This window comes from Coleofasciculus sp. H7-2, assembly GCF_042747725.1.
In the GTDB taxonomy this organism is placed as follows: domain Bacteria; phylum Cyanobacteriota; class Cyanobacteriia; order Cyanobacteriales; family FACHB-T130; genus FACHB-T130.
Genome location: NZ_JBHZGO010000030.1, coordinates 179,981 through 196,403 on the forward strand (window position 1 = coordinate 179,981; position 16,423 = coordinate 196,403).

The 16,423-nt window shown below is 46.7% G+C and carries 11 protein-coding genes; 7 read left to right on the forward strand and 4 right to left on the reverse strand.

Annotation, left to right across the window (positions count from 1 at the left end; all coding sequences use genetic code 11):
* Together ACFW2W_RS07795 and ACFW2W_RS07800 are read right to left on the reverse strand one after the other, a co-directional pair.
* The coding region (locus tag ACFW2W_RS07795) for a Uma2 family endonuclease (protein ID WP_378175613.1) at window positions 1-617 on the reverse strand (617 nt) is incomplete at its 3' end.
* 40 nt (window positions 618-657) lie between these two features.
* Entirely contained in the window at window positions 658-1,383 is a 726-nt protein-coding gene (locus ACFW2W_RS07800) for a Uma2 family endonuclease (RefSeq protein WP_378175682.1), read from the reverse strand.
* Window positions 1,384-1,588: 205 nt separating this feature from the next.
* Here ACFW2W_RS07800 and ACFW2W_RS07805 point away from each other — a divergent pair, with 205 nt between their 5' ends.
* From ACFW2W_RS07805 to ACFW2W_RS07820, 4 genes are all read left to right on the forward strand, one after another.
* Window positions 1,589-2,632: a filamentous hemagglutinin N-terminal domain-containing protein gene (locus ACFW2W_RS07805; RefSeq protein ID WP_378175616.1), complete on the forward strand. Its 1,044-nt coding sequence runs from the start codon at window positions 1,589-1,591 to the stop codon at window positions 2,630-2,632.
* 159 nt (window positions 2,633-2,791) lie between these two features.
* Entirely contained in the window at window positions 2,792-4,048 is a 1,257-nt protein-coding gene (gene metK, locus ACFW2W_RS07810; RefSeq protein ID WP_378175619.1) for a methionine adenosyltransferase, read from the forward strand.
* 180 nt (window positions 4,049-4,228) lie between these two features.
* Entirely contained in the window at window positions 4,229-5,824 is a 1,596-nt protein-coding gene (locus tag ACFW2W_RS07815; RefSeq protein ID WP_378175621.1) for an ArnT family glycosyltransferase, read from the forward strand.
* 50 nt (window positions 5,825-5,874) lie between these two features.
* Complete coding sequence (locus ACFW2W_RS07820; RefSeq protein ID WP_378175624.1) at window positions 5,875-6,258, forward strand: YkvA family protein; 384 nt, start codon at window positions 5,875-5,877, stop codon at window positions 6,256-6,258.
* Between the two features lie 8 nt (window positions 6,259-6,266).
* Here ACFW2W_RS07820 and ACFW2W_RS07825 read toward each other — a convergent pair whose 3' ends face one another.
* Entirely contained in the window at window positions 6,267-7,025 is a 759-nt protein-coding gene (locus tag ACFW2W_RS07825) for an SIMPL domain-containing protein (protein WP_378175627.1), read from the reverse strand.
* Window positions 7,026-7,381: 356 nt separating this feature from the next.
* Here ACFW2W_RS07825 and ACFW2W_RS07830 point away from each other — a divergent pair, with 356 nt between their 5' ends.
* Complete coding sequence (locus ACFW2W_RS07830; RefSeq protein ID WP_378175630.1) at window positions 7,382-9,166, forward strand: sensor histidine kinase; 1,785 nt, start codon at window positions 7,382-7,384, stop codon at window positions 9,164-9,166.
* Between the two features lie 216 nt (window positions 9,167-9,382).
* On the opposite strand, the gene ACFW2W_RS07835 is transcribed toward ACFW2W_RS07830, so the two are convergent.
* Window positions 9,383-13,276, reverse strand: coding sequence for a tetratricopeptide repeat protein (locus ACFW2W_RS07835; RefSeq protein ID WP_378175632.1), 3,894 nt, complete (start codon window positions 13,274-13,276; stop codon window positions 9,383-9,385).
* A 194-nt stretch (window positions 13,277-13,470) separates the two neighbouring features.
* Here ACFW2W_RS07835 and ACFW2W_RS07840 point away from each other — a divergent pair, with 194 nt between their 5' ends.
* Entirely contained in the window at window positions 13,471-15,000 is a 1,530-nt protein-coding gene (locus tag ACFW2W_RS07840; RefSeq protein ID WP_378175635.1) for a TM0106 family RecB-like putative nuclease, read from the forward strand.
* 116 nt (window positions 15,001-15,116) lie between these two features.
* Window positions 15,117-16,334 carry an esterase-like activity of phytase family protein gene (locus tag ACFW2W_RS07845; protein WP_378175638.1) on the forward strand — a complete coding sequence of 406 codons (1,218 nt, stop codon included), beginning with the start codon at window positions 15,117-15,119 and terminating at the stop codon, window positions 16,332-16,334.
* Window positions 16,335-16,423 lie beyond the last annotated feature (89 nt).

Below are 16,423 nucleotides of genomic sequence, written 5' to 3' on the forward strand. Positions count from 1 at the left end.
CGTTGGCGTTCAATTTCAGCGCGTTCCTCAGCTTCTTGTAACGCCTGGACTAGCTCATCGGGAATCAATAACTTTTCCCCAGTATCTTCTCGGTAAAAACCGATTATTTTCCCTTCTACTGCTAGACGTAATTGCAAAGGTTCGCTGCGACTGTCTGTAATTTGCTCATAAATTTCGCCTCGCAAACGATACCCGCGCAACTTTTCTTCTATCCACTCCCCTCTGGGGTCAAATTGCCAATATTCTTTGACTTCCATCAGTTCGTACAAAGTTTTTTTCAACCCTTGATCTTGTTCTTGCGTACCTTTGGAAGTCATTTCAAAAACCACTACAGGAACCTGTCCTTCTTCCCAGATTTTATAGTTATCCCTTCCCCCTGGTGCCACATCGAAAATCACCATCACATCGGGAGCAACTCGGAGTTTAGGAAATCCTTGGGAATAGTAAAGAAACTGGTCTGCTAGCACTGTCGCTTGACGCTGTGCCAAGTATTGTTTAAGGACTTCCAAAGTCGTCAAAATGGCATAGAGGTGGTCATAGGTTTCTGCCAATGGTTCACCGTCTGAACTAGGGTAAAAGATTTCTGCGGTTTGGGCTGTCGGTAATATAGCTGTCATAATTAAAATCGGTAATGGGTAATCGGACACCAATTAGCCATTAGCTATCAGGCAAATTCCCAAAGCGATCGCGATAACGAGCCAGCAAGTTTTCCATAAGAGCAAGCTGTTGCTGAGCCTCTTCCCGCTGCTGGCGTTCAATTTCAGCTCGTTGGCGTTCAATTTCAGCGCGTTCCTCAGCTTCTTGTAACGCCTGGACTAGCTCATCGGGAATCAATAACTTTTCCCCAGTATCTTCTCGGTAAAAACCGATTATTTTCCCTTCTACTGCTAGACGCAATTGCAAAGGTTCGCTGCGACTGTCTGTAATTTGTTCATAAATTTCGCCTCGCAAACGATACCCGCGCAACTTTTCTTCTATCCACTCCCCTCTGGGGTCAAATTGCCAATATTCTTTGACTTCCATCAGTTCGTACAAAGTTTTTTTCAACCCTTGATCTTGTTCTTGCGTACCTTTGGAAGTCATTTCAAAAACCACTACAGGAACTTGACCTTCTTCCCAGATTTTATAGTTATCCCTTCCCCCAGGTGCCACATCGAAAATTACCATCACATCGGGAGCAACTCGGAGTTTAGGAAATCCTTGGGAATAGTAAAGAAACTGGTCTGCTAGCACTGTCGCTTGCCGAGGAGCTAGATATTGTTTCAAAACTTCTAAGGTTGTTAATATGGCATAGAGATGATCGTAGGTTTCTGCCAATGGTTCACCGTCTGAGCTAGGGTAGAATATTTCTGTGGATTGGGCTGTAGGTAATATAGCTGTCATGGTCGCACCGTGAGGCATGATTAATTTATTTTAATTGACAAAAGCGCGAAAGATTCTAGTAATACCATATTAATTTTCTGGAAGCACCCGAAAAAATACGCGATCGCTCTCACAAAAGCTCAACAAAAATTCAGAATATTTACTCAAACAATTATTCTCCGTGCCGTGTTAAAAACCTGGAACAATTGCAACATGGTGTAGTTAGATGAAAGTAGGTTTGAGAATTAGCTTGTTACTAGCAGGTCTTTCCTTAGCAGCAACAGTTAATACAGTACAAGCACAAGCTCAATCTATAATCCCCGCAGCTGATGGCACTGGCACGATTGTCACTCCAAAGGCAAACAGCATTAACATTACTGGCGGCACCTTTTCAAAGAATGGTGCAAATCTATTTCACAGCTTTCAGCAATTTGGAATTACCCAAAATCAGATAGCTAACTTTCTTTCTAACCCAAATATACGCAACATATTGGGAAGAGTTACAGGCGGCGACGCAACAGTAATCAATGGATTAATTCAAGTTATTGGGAGGAATTCCAATTTATTCTTGATGAACCCAGCCGGGATAGTTTTTGGTGAGAATGCTAGTTTAAATGTACCCGCATCATTTACAGTGACGACTGCCACAGGAATTAGTCTTGGCGACAATAACTGGTTTAATGCAGTAGGTGCGAATAATTATGCCGATTTAGTTGGAACACCCAGCATTTTTGCTTTTGCAACATCTCAACCGGGAAGCATCATTAAATGCAGGCAATTTGACGTTTACCCCTTTTCTTACACTTCTGGAAGAGGCGATATTACCCTCAAAAGCACTGGGAGTAGTGGAGCGATAGATACTACATCTGGCAATATAATTTCTAATTCTGTCTCTGGTTCTGGGGGCGCGATCGCATTAAATGCCTCTGGTGACATCACCACAAGTATCATAGACTCTTACGCCGCCGCTAGTATTGCAGGTGCAGTCTCCTTGAATGCTGGCGGCGACATTGCCACCAGCAGCAGCAACCGTAGCATTAACACCAGCAGCAATACTATTGGGGAACAATATGTCAAGTTGCTGAAAATAGGCGTGACAGAAGTTGAGGGGCAAACTGTAGGCATTATTGAAGTTGAAAAAGCTCCCAGTCCAGTCTTCATCAAAAATTCACAAAGCCAAGGTTTTTTTTACATCTGGGAGAGAGAAACCGTTCGCGCCCTTAGTCCATCTGAAGCTGAGTCTTACATCCAGCTAAATTGGCAATTGTGAAAAAATCGTAAAAATCGCAATTGAGGCAAATTTTTACACCACCGATATTAACCTTTGGAGCGATCGCATCTCAATGTTTTTATAATCGCAGGTTAAAATAGCGTAACTTAGCCCAAATCACTTCGCTACCAAGAGCCATCAGCCCAGGAGGAATTGCCCTTGTCTCGTCGCTACCTATTTACCTCTGAATCGGTTACTGAAGGTCATCCCGATAAAATCTGCGATCAGATTTCTGACACAATTTTAGATGCGCTACTGACACAAGACCCCAGCAGCCGCGTCGCCGCAGAAGTCGTCGTCAACACCGGGTTAGTGCTAATCACGGGTGAAATCACCACCAAAGCTCAAGTAAATTTCGTTAATTTAGCCCGGAAAAAGATTGCAGAAATCGGCTACACCGATGCTGACAATGGCTTCTCTGCCAACAGCTGCTCAGTCTTGGTTGCCTTGGATGAACAATCCCCAGATATTGCCCAAGGTGTTACCACCGCCCAGGAAACCCGCGAACAAGCCAGCGACGACCAATTAGACGCCATTGGAGCTGGCGATCAAGGCATCATGTTTGGTTTCGCCTGCAACGAGACACCGGAACTGATGCCTTTGCCGATCAGTTTGGCACACCGGATTTCTCGCCGCCTTGGAGCCGTTCGGAAAACTGGACAATTGCCTTACCTGCGTCCGGATGGCAAAACTCAAGTCACGGTCATCTATGAAGATGGCAAACCCGTTGGGATTGACACCATCCTGATTTCCACCCAGCACACCGCCAACATTGGTGACATCACCGAGCAATCCGCAGTCCAAGCCAAGATTAAAGAAGATTTGTGGGCGGCGGTTGTACAACCCGTTTTTGCGGATATGGCTATTCAGCCAGACGACCAAACCCGCTTTCTTGTCAACCCCACCGGCAAATTCGTCATCGGGGGACCTCAAGGCGACTCTGGTCTCACCGGGCGGAAAATTATTGTTGATACCTATGGCGGCTACTCCCGTCATGGTGGCGGTGCCTTCTCCGGAAAAGACCCGACAAAAGTAGACCGCAGTGCGGCTTACGCTTGTCGCTATGTGGCTAAAAACATTGTGGCGGCTGGCTTGGCAGAAAAATGCGAAGTCCAGTTGAGCTATGCAATTGGCGTCGCTCGACCCGTCAGTATTTTGGTAGAAACCTTCGGTACCGGCAAGGTAGATGATGAGCGCTTACTGGAACTGGTGAAACAGCACTTTGAATTGCGTCCGGCGGGGATTCTCCAAGAATTCAATTTATGTTACCTTCCAAGCGATCGCGGCGGTCGTTTCTACCAAGATGTCGCTGCTTATGGTCACTTTGGACGGACGGATTTAGATTTACCTTGGGAACAAACTGACAAAGCAGCACTCCTGCGAGAAGCAATGACCGAGTGTGAAGCGACTGCTTAACCATTTTATTTCAAGCACCTGAATACCTCTAAGGTTAAAGCCGGAGAGATGCTTGCTTTGAAAAAAGCAGTTTCCTCTCGGCTTTTTTGTGAGGGTCAGCAAAAAAGCTTGGATGAAAAAACTTAAAATCTTCTCAGCTAATTTTCAACTAAATAAAATGACCGCTTGATGAGAAGTCAAATGCTTAAAAGCTCTCGCCTACAGGCATTATTGCCCTATTTGACCTTGTTGCTTTGGTCAGTCCCTTTATTGCTATTCAGTCACGAACAGCAAAGCCTAATGGCGCATGACGAGGGACTTTACTCTTGGCGAGCCAAATTGATGGTGGAGTCTGGCAACTGGTTAAAGCCCTCTATCGCTAATTATGGTAAAACTCCCGGCTCCTATTGGTTGATTGCCAGTTCGTTCTCGCTGTTCGGCATTAGTGAGGCAACTGCGCGACTACCGAGCATCGTTGCTGGTATTATTAGCGTGCTACTGGTCTATGAAATTGGGACAATTCTGTTAAGCAAACGAGCCGCCTGGTTAGCAGCGGCAATTCTAAGTATTGAGTTTTTTTGGTTTCAATATAGTCGCTTAGCGGTTCCAGATGTGCCGATGGTTTGCATGGCACTTTTGGGGATTTGGTCTTTATTAAAAGCTGAATTACATCCAAAATATCGGAGTTTTTGGAGCTTTGTCGCCGGTGTAAGTTTGGGTCTGGGCTTCTTAATCAGAAGCTATATGATTTTTTTGCCAGCGATCGCTCTGTTGCCTTATCTGATTTGGGAGCATCGTCGTCACAGACATCTCTCGAATCCCATGCTTTATTTAGGCTTTGCAGTTGGCTTCAGCCCGACAATAGGCTGGCTTTTGAATGGCTGGCTGCACTATGGCAAAGCTACTTTTAAGGAATTGTTTTGGTTTATTTTCAGGCTTAGCTCCGATGAAAGTGATGGAAATACTTGGTCTTACTATTTTTGGAATATTCCAGCAAAAGCGTTTCCTTGGCCTTTTTTCAGTCTGTTAGGCATAGGCATTTGTTTACGAAATCTACTTCCTCGACAGCAGCTAATATTAGTTGTCCTTCCTCTGATTCTATTTATAGAACTAAGTTTTTTCTCGACTCGTTTGCCCCATTATGCCTTGGCTCTTTATCCTTTTGTGGCTTTGTTGGCAGGACTGGCTTTGGATTGGCTTGCCAGAATTTATGAGGACAAATTGCCGCAAAAATGGCTTCCGCAGAATCTCAGTTATGCCTTTGGGGGGTTAGCTTGTTTGCTGGTGTTAGCAGGTTTGGCGTTGTATAGTGGCTTCCCGATTCCTGGTGTGAAAGGGGACGCACAAATGCAAAAGTATGGAGCGATCGCTTTTGGGTTGGGGTTGGGTTGGCTAATGTTACCAGTGGTGTGGATGGGTCGTTATTATGGCAAGAAGTTTTTAACGGCTCGTTATTGGTTAGCAGCTTGGTTAGTAGGACCTTGGTTCGCTTTAGCTGTAGCTGGAAGCACTGGTTTAATCGGAGATTACAACCCTGAGATCAAGACATTATTGCAGCAGCCTGAAATTGCCGCTGTGTTACAAACTCATCCAATTAATTGGATCAGAGGAACGGGAAAAACGGGAGTGCTACTATGCTTTTACACTCCCGATTTAGCGAAACAGGTTAAACAAGTTTCAGAGCTGCAACCGTCTAGCTACGCTTGGATTAGGTCAGAACAACTCGCCAATTCATCCTCTCCTTACCGACCGATCGGGAAAGTTCGAGAGTGGCAACTAATTCAAGTATTGCAGTAAGCGATCGCTACAGCTTCATTAGTGTTTAAAGTTCATTCAGGTCAGCACAGATGCAGGGATGGAAACAACAGCTCCATCAGTTGAAAAAAGAAACCTACGCTATCTACTTGGCTTGTAAAGATGCCAGAGTTCCTTGGTATGCGAGGATATTAGCTGGTTTTATCGTCGCCTATGCTTTCAGCCCGATTGACCTAATTCCAGATTTTATCCCAGTTATTGGTTATCTAGACGATCTAATTATTGTGCCGGTGGGAATTTGGCTGGTACTGAAGATGATTCCCCCGGCGGTAATGGCGGATTGTCGGGAAAGAGCAACAACCGCGATCGCTGAAGATAAACCCACGAACTGGATCGCTGCTGCTATCATCGTAGCTATCTGGTTTGGGTTAGGGATTTTAGCTGTGATTTGGATTGGACGCATCCTCAAACGTTAAGCTGCTCTTTAATAGCGAATTTGCAGAGTAACGGATGAAATAACCTTTTGTTCGCCACCCACAACCGGCGTGTCAGCAGATTTCTGATTTCGAGATGATAATAAATCCTGCTCGGATGCTACTAATGGCTGCGGCGGATTGGCTCCATTGATTTGGATGCTGACAATTTCTCGCTGATTGAGAGCGAGTGCCCCCAAAGCTGATGCCGCTTGCTTTTGGGCATCTTCGGAGGCTTCCTTAATAGCTTCCTGTTGAGCCTGCGCGATCGCTTCATCCGCAGCAACAAGACTAACGCCATCAATTCGCGTTGCACCGGCTTTGATGGCTTCATCTAACAGCGTCCCGGCTTTTTCATTGTCAATCCGAAAACTTACAATGTTGGTGCCGATATATCCATTGAGGGTTTGCTTACCGTCTTTGAAACTATAGTTAGGGGCGAGAGTAATCCCAGTCGTTTTCAGTTTTTCGACCTGACGGGATTTCAGCAGTTCCACTACCGCAGAAGAGCGTTGGGCTACTTGTTGCTGAACTTCCTGAGAAGTTTTTCCCTGAACTTCAACACCCAAACGTGCTTGCGTTATCGTTGTGGGAATGCTGACATCTCCTTTTCCGGAGACAGTGAGGGTTCTGGGTAGTTTCTCAAGCGTCGGGGCAGATTGGCAGGCAGTCAGGCTGAGGATACCCAGCGCTAAAGAGAGAATTTTTACACGATTCCAGGGATTCGACTTAGAACTACACGGGAGAGAGCGATTCATATTTTGGAACACAATTAATCTCGTGTTCCTAATCTGGCACTGTAGCTTTCGAGTAGTGCTTTAGGTTACATTTTTGGAAACTTAACTCCTTCCCTCGATCTTGTTTAAAAGCCGATGTAAAGTAGACAGGACTCGCCGCACATCACCACATAGTAAGGGCGAACCGACAGGTCGGCGCTTCGCTATCGCAGGGGAATTGAACCCGAAAAAACGCTATCTGTATAAGCTTTGCGTAAGTCCTGGTAGATTGGCTCAGCTGTGGTGCTGTTATAAAAGAAGTGGAGCTAAGTGTCGATCGAGACTGAACCCGATCTGACTGGCTAGGTTGATTTGGTCATTTTTAGCGGCAAGGCAAGGAATTTCTGCTGATGCAACCTCAAGAGCCAACCGCTTCTGACGACAACACAGACCAAAAAGTTTTAGCTACTCAGCAGCTCTCGACCGAGAGCCGCTTGCTAAAATATCTCTTACCTTGGAAACCGAGAGCCGGTTCTTGGCGCATCCACCAAAAGATTGGCTACGGGTATTTCCTCGCAATTGCGATTGGCTTTTTCGGTTCGTTGGCTGGGTTGGTAATCGCGGACTACTACCAGGGACAAGGAGTCAAGCAACTCAATGATGCCCACATGCAAGCACAACTGCTGGGAAACTTTAAGGATGCAGTTGTCGGGGTGCAATTACATGGTTCGCATTTAGCGGCTGTACTAGAGGATTCACAACAGCTGCAATCGGAAAAAGCGCAATTTTTTGACTGTGTTGCCAGAACTAAGAAGTTGAGGCTAGAAATTGAACGCTTTATCAAGAGCAACCCTGCCTGGTTAGCAGCAACCCCCGACACGATACAGGCATTATTGCAGGCTTACACGACTACTTTAGACTCCTACGTTCAGCAAACTGAGTCCAGCTTGCAACAAATTGACCGATTGCAATTGCAGTCAGAGGAGGTTGAGTCAGCGCGACGGCAACTACTAATGCTTGTCCGTGGGGAGTCAGCGATCGCCTTAGAGCGCTTAAATGCACAATTGAGCAACATCCTTGACATGGCTCAAAAGCAGGAGCAGCAAGGGGGAGAAGTCATGGAGGATGCTCAAGGACTGGAGAAACTAATTATTATCCTGAGTATGCTTTTATCGGTAGCGATCGCCGGGACGATGGCGCTGCGTACCAGTCGCGCGATCGCCAAGCCAGTCGTCATGGTTACTCAGGTGGCTCAGCAGGTGGCAAGAGAATCTAATTTTGATCTGCGTGCCCCCGTCACAACCGATGATGAAATTGGGTCATTAGCCACTTCTCTCAATCATCTCATCGCACGGGTATCCGAGCGTACCCAAGAATTGCAACAAGCCAAAGAACTAGCTGAAGCTTCTAGTAGTTCCAAAAGTCAGTTTCTGGCGAATATGAGCCACGAGCTGCGTACACCCTTGAATGCCATCATTAACTTGAGCCAACTTCTCGAAGAAGATGCCCAGGATCTCGGCTTAAGCGATGAGGATTTTATTAGCGATCTTCAATCAATTAACTCTGCTGGCAAACATCTGCTGGCACTGATTAACGACATCCTCGACTTGTCGAAGATTGAAGCCGGGAAAATGACTTTCTACCCGGAGACGTTTGATATCAAAACGTTGATTATTAGCGTTGTCATTACAGTAAAACCGTTGGTAGAAAAGAATGGAAATGTCTTAGAGGTTCATTGTGACGAGCATCTGGGCACCATGTACGCCGATCAGACTAAGGTGCGGCAGGTATTGTTTAATCTGCTCTCCAATGCCGCCAAGTTTACGCAGCAAGGTAGAGTGACGCTGACTGTTCAGAAGGATGAAGGTGCGATCGCCCAGAGTCAACTATCAGCAGCAAATCTAAAAAGCAGAAACTCTGATTCATCCTTCACCCTACATCCTTCATCCTTAAAAACCTCCTTCATCCTTTTTCGGGTCGCCGATACTGGGATTGGTATCTCGGATGAACAACAACAGCAATTGTTTCAAGCCTTCATGCAAGGAGATGCCTCGACTACGAAAAAGTATGGCGGTACTGGACTGGGGTTGGCGATTAGCCGCCACTTCTGCCAGATGATGGGTGGTGACATTACTGTAAAAAGTCAGGAAGGGATGGGGTCTAGTTTCACGGTTCGCCTACCCGTTAGCTTATAAGGGAGTTGGAAGCAATACAGTTCGGTTAAAGCTGCAAACACCAAAATTAACGTAGGGAATGGTTGAGGAACGAAACCCAACAAAATATAGTTGGGTTTCGTTCCTCAACCCAACTTACAATTATTGTTAACTACATCAACAAAGTCCATCTTGAATGTTGGGAAAAATACAGGAAGATTTTGGCTAAAGCGCACTTTTATAGGTGCTATTATTCTGTTAATTCCACTCGCCTTGCAGCACGAAAGCTGCCCAGTAATAGGGTGATTTCCATTCCGTTTTTTGCCACATTTCTATCTGTGCTGCTCTCAGCGCCGCTGCGGGCTGTAGATTTTTTTCCAGCATTCCTTGATAAAATTTGGTCATCAACTCGGATGTTGCGCGATCGCTGACACTCCACAAACTCACCACCACTCGTGGCGCACCAGCATACATAAAGCCGCGTGTCAAGCCCACTAATCCTTCGCCTTTGACTTCTTCACCTAATCCTGTTTCGCAGGCACTCAGCACTACCAGTTCTGCTGGCAAGTTGAGATTGAAAACATCGTGCAGTCGCAAAAAACCATTCTGCGATTCGCCTTTTTCATCTAGCAGCGACAGCACCACCCCTGATAACTCTGGATGCACGCTGTTGAGGATGCCATGAGTGGCAAAATGCACGATCCGGTACTGGCTGAGTTCTGGGTTGGTAGCGATCGCGCGATTAGCAGCAAAGTCAAACGCTTGCAATCGCTCTGTTGTAGGGACTAGCGCCAAAATCTTTTCGGCTTCCTGTCGGGTGAAGGGCAAGCGATTAAATGTAACATTAGCAATTCTAGCCGACCTTTCTAAGGCTAGGCGGTTGACACTGCTCTTTTCCAATTGCCTACCAGAAGCCTCCCCCAAACTTGAGTTGAGACGCGCATCGTCCTTTTCAAAAACGGGATCGGCAAGGAGTGCGATCGCTTTGGGAGCTATTTTGCGCCCGTTCAATTCTTTCCGCAACACTGCCAGCGTCGAGGCTGAGGGCAAGTTAACGATTTCGTGTTCTACTAACAGCGGCACCAAATCCTGATTCGCTCTTTCACCCCCCTTTTTAAGGGGGAAGCCAGAGGTTGCTTCGCTTTTGATTCTCCGGGGGGTTGGGGGGATCGGCAGTGCGGCGAACGGCAAATACTGCAACGCACCGTCACTGACGATGAGTAGGCGTTTATTCCCCAACTGTTGGGCAACTGGCTGCAAGAGCATCTGGCTGAGCTTGGGAACAGCTTCGGTTGAGCCGCGATTGGGAACAACCGTAACCTCAAACAGCCCTCTTTGTTCTCCCAGGTGATAGCCTCGATCGTTGAGCAGATCATAGAACTGCTTTGCTGCGGCTTCGATTTTGTTGCGTTTGGGGAGTTCGTAGCTGGTGATGCTAGTTTTAGTGACAGCCCACAGATAGCTGCGTTCTTCTCCTAAAGAGTATTCCAACAGTATCGTGTCGTCATCGAGTACCTGCTGCTGAATCTCTGCCAGTGTCAGTGGTTTTGGTTGAGTGAGTTCTGCATAGCGCGGACTGGTGGCTCGAATTTGTGCTTGAACTTGTCGATACTCTTCTAGAAGTGTTGCTGTCTCTTTTTCGAGGGCTTCTACCTGTTTATTAGTCCATTGTCCGTTCAATAGCTCGATACGGCGTTTTTCAACAGCATCGAGTTTTTGCTGCAAGGTGCGCTCTTGTTCCAGCAGCTTTGGCTCGACTCCTTGCCGAATATCAGCGTTAGCCTCTGTTAGGAGTTCCAAAAGACTGCGGGCGCGATCGCGTTCCGAGGCGTGTAGTGCCAGTGCATCGTACCCTTGAGATGGGTCTTTTTTGTGCAGTTGCATCAGCACGTCGATGTAAAACTGGTAGTAATTCTGCACGGAGGCAAAGTAGGAAGTACGCAGTTCCTGGCTGGTGACTCTGGTGCGGATGTCCTCAACGATTTTGATGGCGGCTTCGATTTGGGTACGGGCTTCGTTGAGATTACCCTGATCGCGTTGTGTAATCGCAACGTTATAGAGTGTCTTCGCTTCCTCCGGGCGATCGCCCAACATCCGCCGCAGTGCTAATGAGCGATCGTAGGTTGAGACTGCTTTTTCGTATTGCTTCAATGAATTGTAGATCTTACCCAAGTTCCGCAGGGCATTGGCTTCACCTAGGCGATTCCCTACCTTCCTGTGTCCAGTCACTGCCTTTTGCGTGGCTTCCAGTGCTTTGGGATAATCTCCCGATGCCAGATACACCCTGCCACTCATAACAAAGGACATGGTTTCCCCAAAGCCGTTATCCTGTTGGCGCGAGATTAAAAGGATTTGGTTAGCGGCATCAAGCGCCTTGGGATAATCCTTTAACGACTCGTAGACTACAACCATAGAAGCAAGTACAGTGGCTTGCAGCGAGAAATTGTTAGTTTGTTTTGCCGAAGCCAGCGCTTGGTTGTGATAGTCCAGCGACTTCTGATAATCTTTCGCTTTTTGGTAGACGCTGCCAATTTCCACAAGGGTCATAGCTTGCCGAGTGCGCTCGCTAATGTTTTTGAATATCTCTAGTGCTTGGTTATATGTATCGATACTGAGCTGATAATCCCCCAATGAACTGTAGACGCTAGCGATCTTGTAAAGCGTGACGGCTTGATTATAGCGATCGTTCATCCGGCGCTGGATATCCAGGGCTTGGTTGTAAAAGTCGAGCGCCTGCTGCGGCTCACCCATTGAATTATAGATATCAGCAATTTGACGGAGGGTAGAAGCTTCCCCTTCGGCAAAGGAAATGGCACGGTGCAGCACGAGCGCTTGATTCAAAAAGTCGAGGGCTTTCTTCGTTTCCCCCAATTCATCGTAGACAAAGCTGATGTAGTAGAGAAGCAACGCTTCTTTAGGTCGGTTTCCCGCCTTTTGGTAAAGCGATCGCGCTTGGTTGTATAAGTTCAGCACTTTGGCAGGATCGCCCAATCCATCTAAGTAGTAGATGTTAGCAATACCAGTGAGAATCTCAGCTTGCTGAGAAAGGTTAAAGATTAAAGCTGTTCCAGATAGATTTCCCTGTGCTACTTGTTGGAGTTTCAGCGCTTGGTTATAGGAGTCCCGCGCCTTCTGATACTGACCCAACCCGTAGTACAGGGAGCCAATACTGCTGAGAATATCCGCTTGCTCAGCCAAATCCTTCCTTTCTTGCTGGAGTTCCAATGCTTGATTGTAAGCGGTAAGCGCCTTTTGCGATTCGCCCAAGAGGGTGTAGCCCAAACCGATATTCTTCTGGAGTGTCTTAGCTTGTGCGGCAGTATCCTTCTGGGCACGTTGGATCTCCAGCGCTTGATTGTAGAAGGGGAAGCTTGATTGAGTCTCGCCTAACTTAAAGTAGACATCACCGATGTTTCTCAGCGTAATAGCTTCAAGAGAGGGTTTTTTCTCAGCTCGAAACAACGACAGGGCTTGGTTGTAGTATTCCAGCGCTTTTTGATTTTCGCCCAAGCTGTAGTAAGCATTGCCGAGAGAATCGAGCAGGGAAGCTTCCCCAAGGGTGGCAGTTGTAAGGAAATCCTTGTATGTGTCGAGCAGTTTTTGTTTGTCGTCCGAGTTAGAGCCAGCATTATCGGTGGAGATGCGAGCGATCGCTTCCTGAAGGCGGTTTTTCAACTCGCGCCTGATGGCTAATCCTTGCTCGAAATAGTCCAGCGCCTTCTGAGATTCGCTCTGAATATAATAGATCGTGCCGATGGCAAGAAGAGTCGAAGCTTCAAAACCACGAGCTGCATATGGAGGAGCTTCGTTAACAGCCAATTCCTGCCAAATTTTCAAGGCTTCTTCGTATTTGGCAAGTGCCTGTTGCTGAGATTCTGCTGTTCCTTGCTGCCGTAGTTGCCCTGCTTGCTCGAACAGTTGCTGTGCCCGCGCAAAGGCTTGTTGCTTATCGGTAGTAGTTGCATTTGGCGAGGAAGTCGCTGGCTGTTGGGCGATTGAAATGCTGGTTGCCGTTGCCCCCGCTGATGACAACAATAGAACAGCTACAAATAGAGCCAAACTACGATAAATAGAAGCTGAGAACGATACTCTACGAAGTAACAATAACAGCGATCGCCACCTAATCAACTGCCGTTTGTTGCGCCTAGCCATACCTACACCCTCACTATCAAAATCGCCACTACTCTAACCGATGGTGGTAACTTGTCAAAATCTATGCCTAGAGATGCCATATATCGCCTCTCTACAAGCCTGCTCTCGTCAGGCTTTGTTTGTATAGCGCCATTTAGCCTGAGCGCGATCGGAGCGATCGCTACAGCTCACTCATTCTCTGTTAGCTTGAAGTCATGCTGCTAACTGTTAATCTGTTGCGGCACTACCAACGTTGTAGTCGCCGGTCTTTTCTCGATTTATATGGAGATCCTACCCAGCAGGATTTTCAAAGTGATTTTCGCGCCAAATTGCAACAGGATCGCTATGCTATCCAGCAAACCATTCTGGCAGGACAAACTTATCACAAACCCAGTTACGCTTGGGGAGATTGGAATGTCGGTGCGAATGCCACGATTGCCTTGATGCAAGAAGGCGTTGAGCTAATTTACCGAGGCGTGCTTCTGAAGGAGGAAGGAGTAAGGATGAAGGATGAATCCTTATTGCACCTTCCGGAGACAGTTACGCTAGTGAGTTGTCCCGATTTGTTAGTTAAACAACCCGGACAATCAAACTTTGGCGATTGGATTTACGTTCCCACAGACATTCATTTGGGTCGGCGTCCGAAGCTGGAATATCAAACTGTTGCGGCTTTTCACGCCCATCTGCTGGCGTCTGTTCAGGGTGTTTTGCCTGAAACAGTTTGGCTGCGATTACGGGAAAAAAAGGCTTATGCGGTCAATCTGAGTAAATGGGTGCCGATGATGCAGGTAATTGTGGAGGAGTGTATCGAAATGCTCCTTTCTCGGCAAGAGCCAGAGGTGTTCATTACCCGTCAGCGGTGCAATCTTTGCCCTTGGTTAAATCACTGCTATGCGATCGCTCAACAACAGCAACATCTCTCTTTGATTCCGGGTGTAACGCCGAGTCGCTATCAGCATTTGCAGACGCTTCAACTGACGAGTCGGGAGTCTTTGGCGAGTGTCAGTCCGGTTTTTTTGGAACCAGCTTTGGGAGAGGAAGTAGCGCAACAGCTAGTACAGCAAGCGCAATCGGTCGTACAAAATCGGGCGATGCTTCTGGAGAAACCCTTTGCGATCGCTAAAACTACTCAAACAGCAGAATGGGTGATGGACAATCCATCTTCGCACCTTTCACCCATAGAACTTTACTTTGATATTGAGGCAGAACCGGGACTAGAACTTGATTATCTGCTGGGAGTTTTAGTGGTTGATCGTCAAGCCAATACAGAGACGTTCTATCCTTTCTTAGCAGAACAACCCAGCGACGAAGAATTCGTTTGGCAGCAATTTTTAGATTTGGTGTGGACTTATCCTCTGGCTCCCATTTTCCATTTTTGCGACTACGAAATCCTGACGATGAAGCGACTGGCTAAATGTTACAACACCCCGCCTGAGAGAGTACGTCCGGTGCTATCGCGCTTTGTGGATATCCACGACTGGGTGACAGGGATGGTGACACTGCCGGTCGAAAGTTATGCTTTAAAAGCGATCGCCCATTGGTTGGGCTTTGAGTGGCGCGATGCGGGGGCGAATGGACAAGTGTGTATCTATTGGTACGATCAATGGTTGAAAACGCGCGATCGCACTTTCCTCGACGCCATTCTGCGCTACAACGAGGACGATTGCCGCGCCACTCGTCACCTTAAAGACTGGCTGGTAGACTTTATGCAGGATGCGTCTCAGTTGGAAACTGCACGGGAGTAACCGTTCCCACCGCCAAGTTTTCCAATTTCAACTTTCTAATAACCTTTTCTTAAAAACTTCTTATTTTTATGATGATACGGTGCTGGTGTAAATGGCTTAATTTAACACTGGCAATCATGAGCAAGATCGATAATTTTTTGACATCTTTCTGTTTTATTGGTGGATTAACCACTGCAATTCTGACAGCGCATCCAGCACAGGCATTCACAATTACAGGCGTGGATTTCTTAGGACAATCCACTTTTCCTACTGGTTTTTCGTTTCAGGGAACTGAAGTGGGAGGGCTATCAGGAATTACTTACGATGCCGGTAAAAACGTTTATTACAGTATTTCCGATGACCGGAGTGAAAAGGCACCGGCTCGGTTTTATACCCTCAAAATTGATATTTCTCAGGGTTCTTTAAAGCAGGGGGGAGTGACTCCTGTAGACGTAACTACCTTGTTGAATAAAAACGGTCAGCCTTTCGCTCCTTTAAGTCTCGACCCCGAAGGGATTGCCTTAACCAGCAAGGGAAGTTTTTTTATCTCTTCTGAAGGAGATGCTAACCAATTAATTAATCCTTTTGTCAATGAATTTTCTTTAGCAGGTCAGCAACTTCAAACCCTGCCAGTTCCTCAGAAGTTTTTACCGACAGCGGCTAAGGATAGCGGAATTCGCAATAACTTAGCATTTGAAAGCTTGACGCTTACACCTGACCAAAAGTATTTGTTTACAGCTACAGAAAATGCTTTGGTTCAGGATGGTTCTGTCGCTGACATCAACGTTGGAAGTCCTTCTCGAATTTTGAAATATAACCTAGTAACCGGGAAGCCAGAACAGGAATTTTTATACGTTACCGATCCGGTTGCCGCAGCACCCAATCCTGCTGATAGTTTCAAGACCAATGGTTTAGTAGATTTGCTAGCGGTTGATGATGATACGTTTCTCAGTTTAGAACGGTCTTTTTCTACCGGAGTAGGGAACACGATCAAGCTGTTTGAGGTGTCTTTAGAAAAAGCAACCGATATTAGCAGTATTAACAGTCTCAGTGCAGTCAACCTCAACACTATCAAACCAACTCAGAAAAAACTGCTGCTTGATTTTGAGAAGTTAGGTTTGACGCTCGATAATATTGAAGGTTTGACTTTTGGTCCTGATTTAGCGGATGGACGAAAGTCGCTGATTGCGGTCAGCGACAACAACTTTAGTCCGACTCAGTTTACCCAGGTACTCGCCTTTGGCATTGGCATTAAGTCAGCAGCGCATCGTTCTGTCCCGGAACCTTCGGCACTCGCAGGCTTGGCATTTGTTGCACTTGTGAGCATTAAAGTCAAGCGCCGCATCCATACTTAATCCGGATAATGTCGCGCCAAGACGCAAAGACGCTAAAAGGTTGCTTAATTTGGCGTCTTTGCGCCTTGGCGCGAGACCAAAAAAGCACT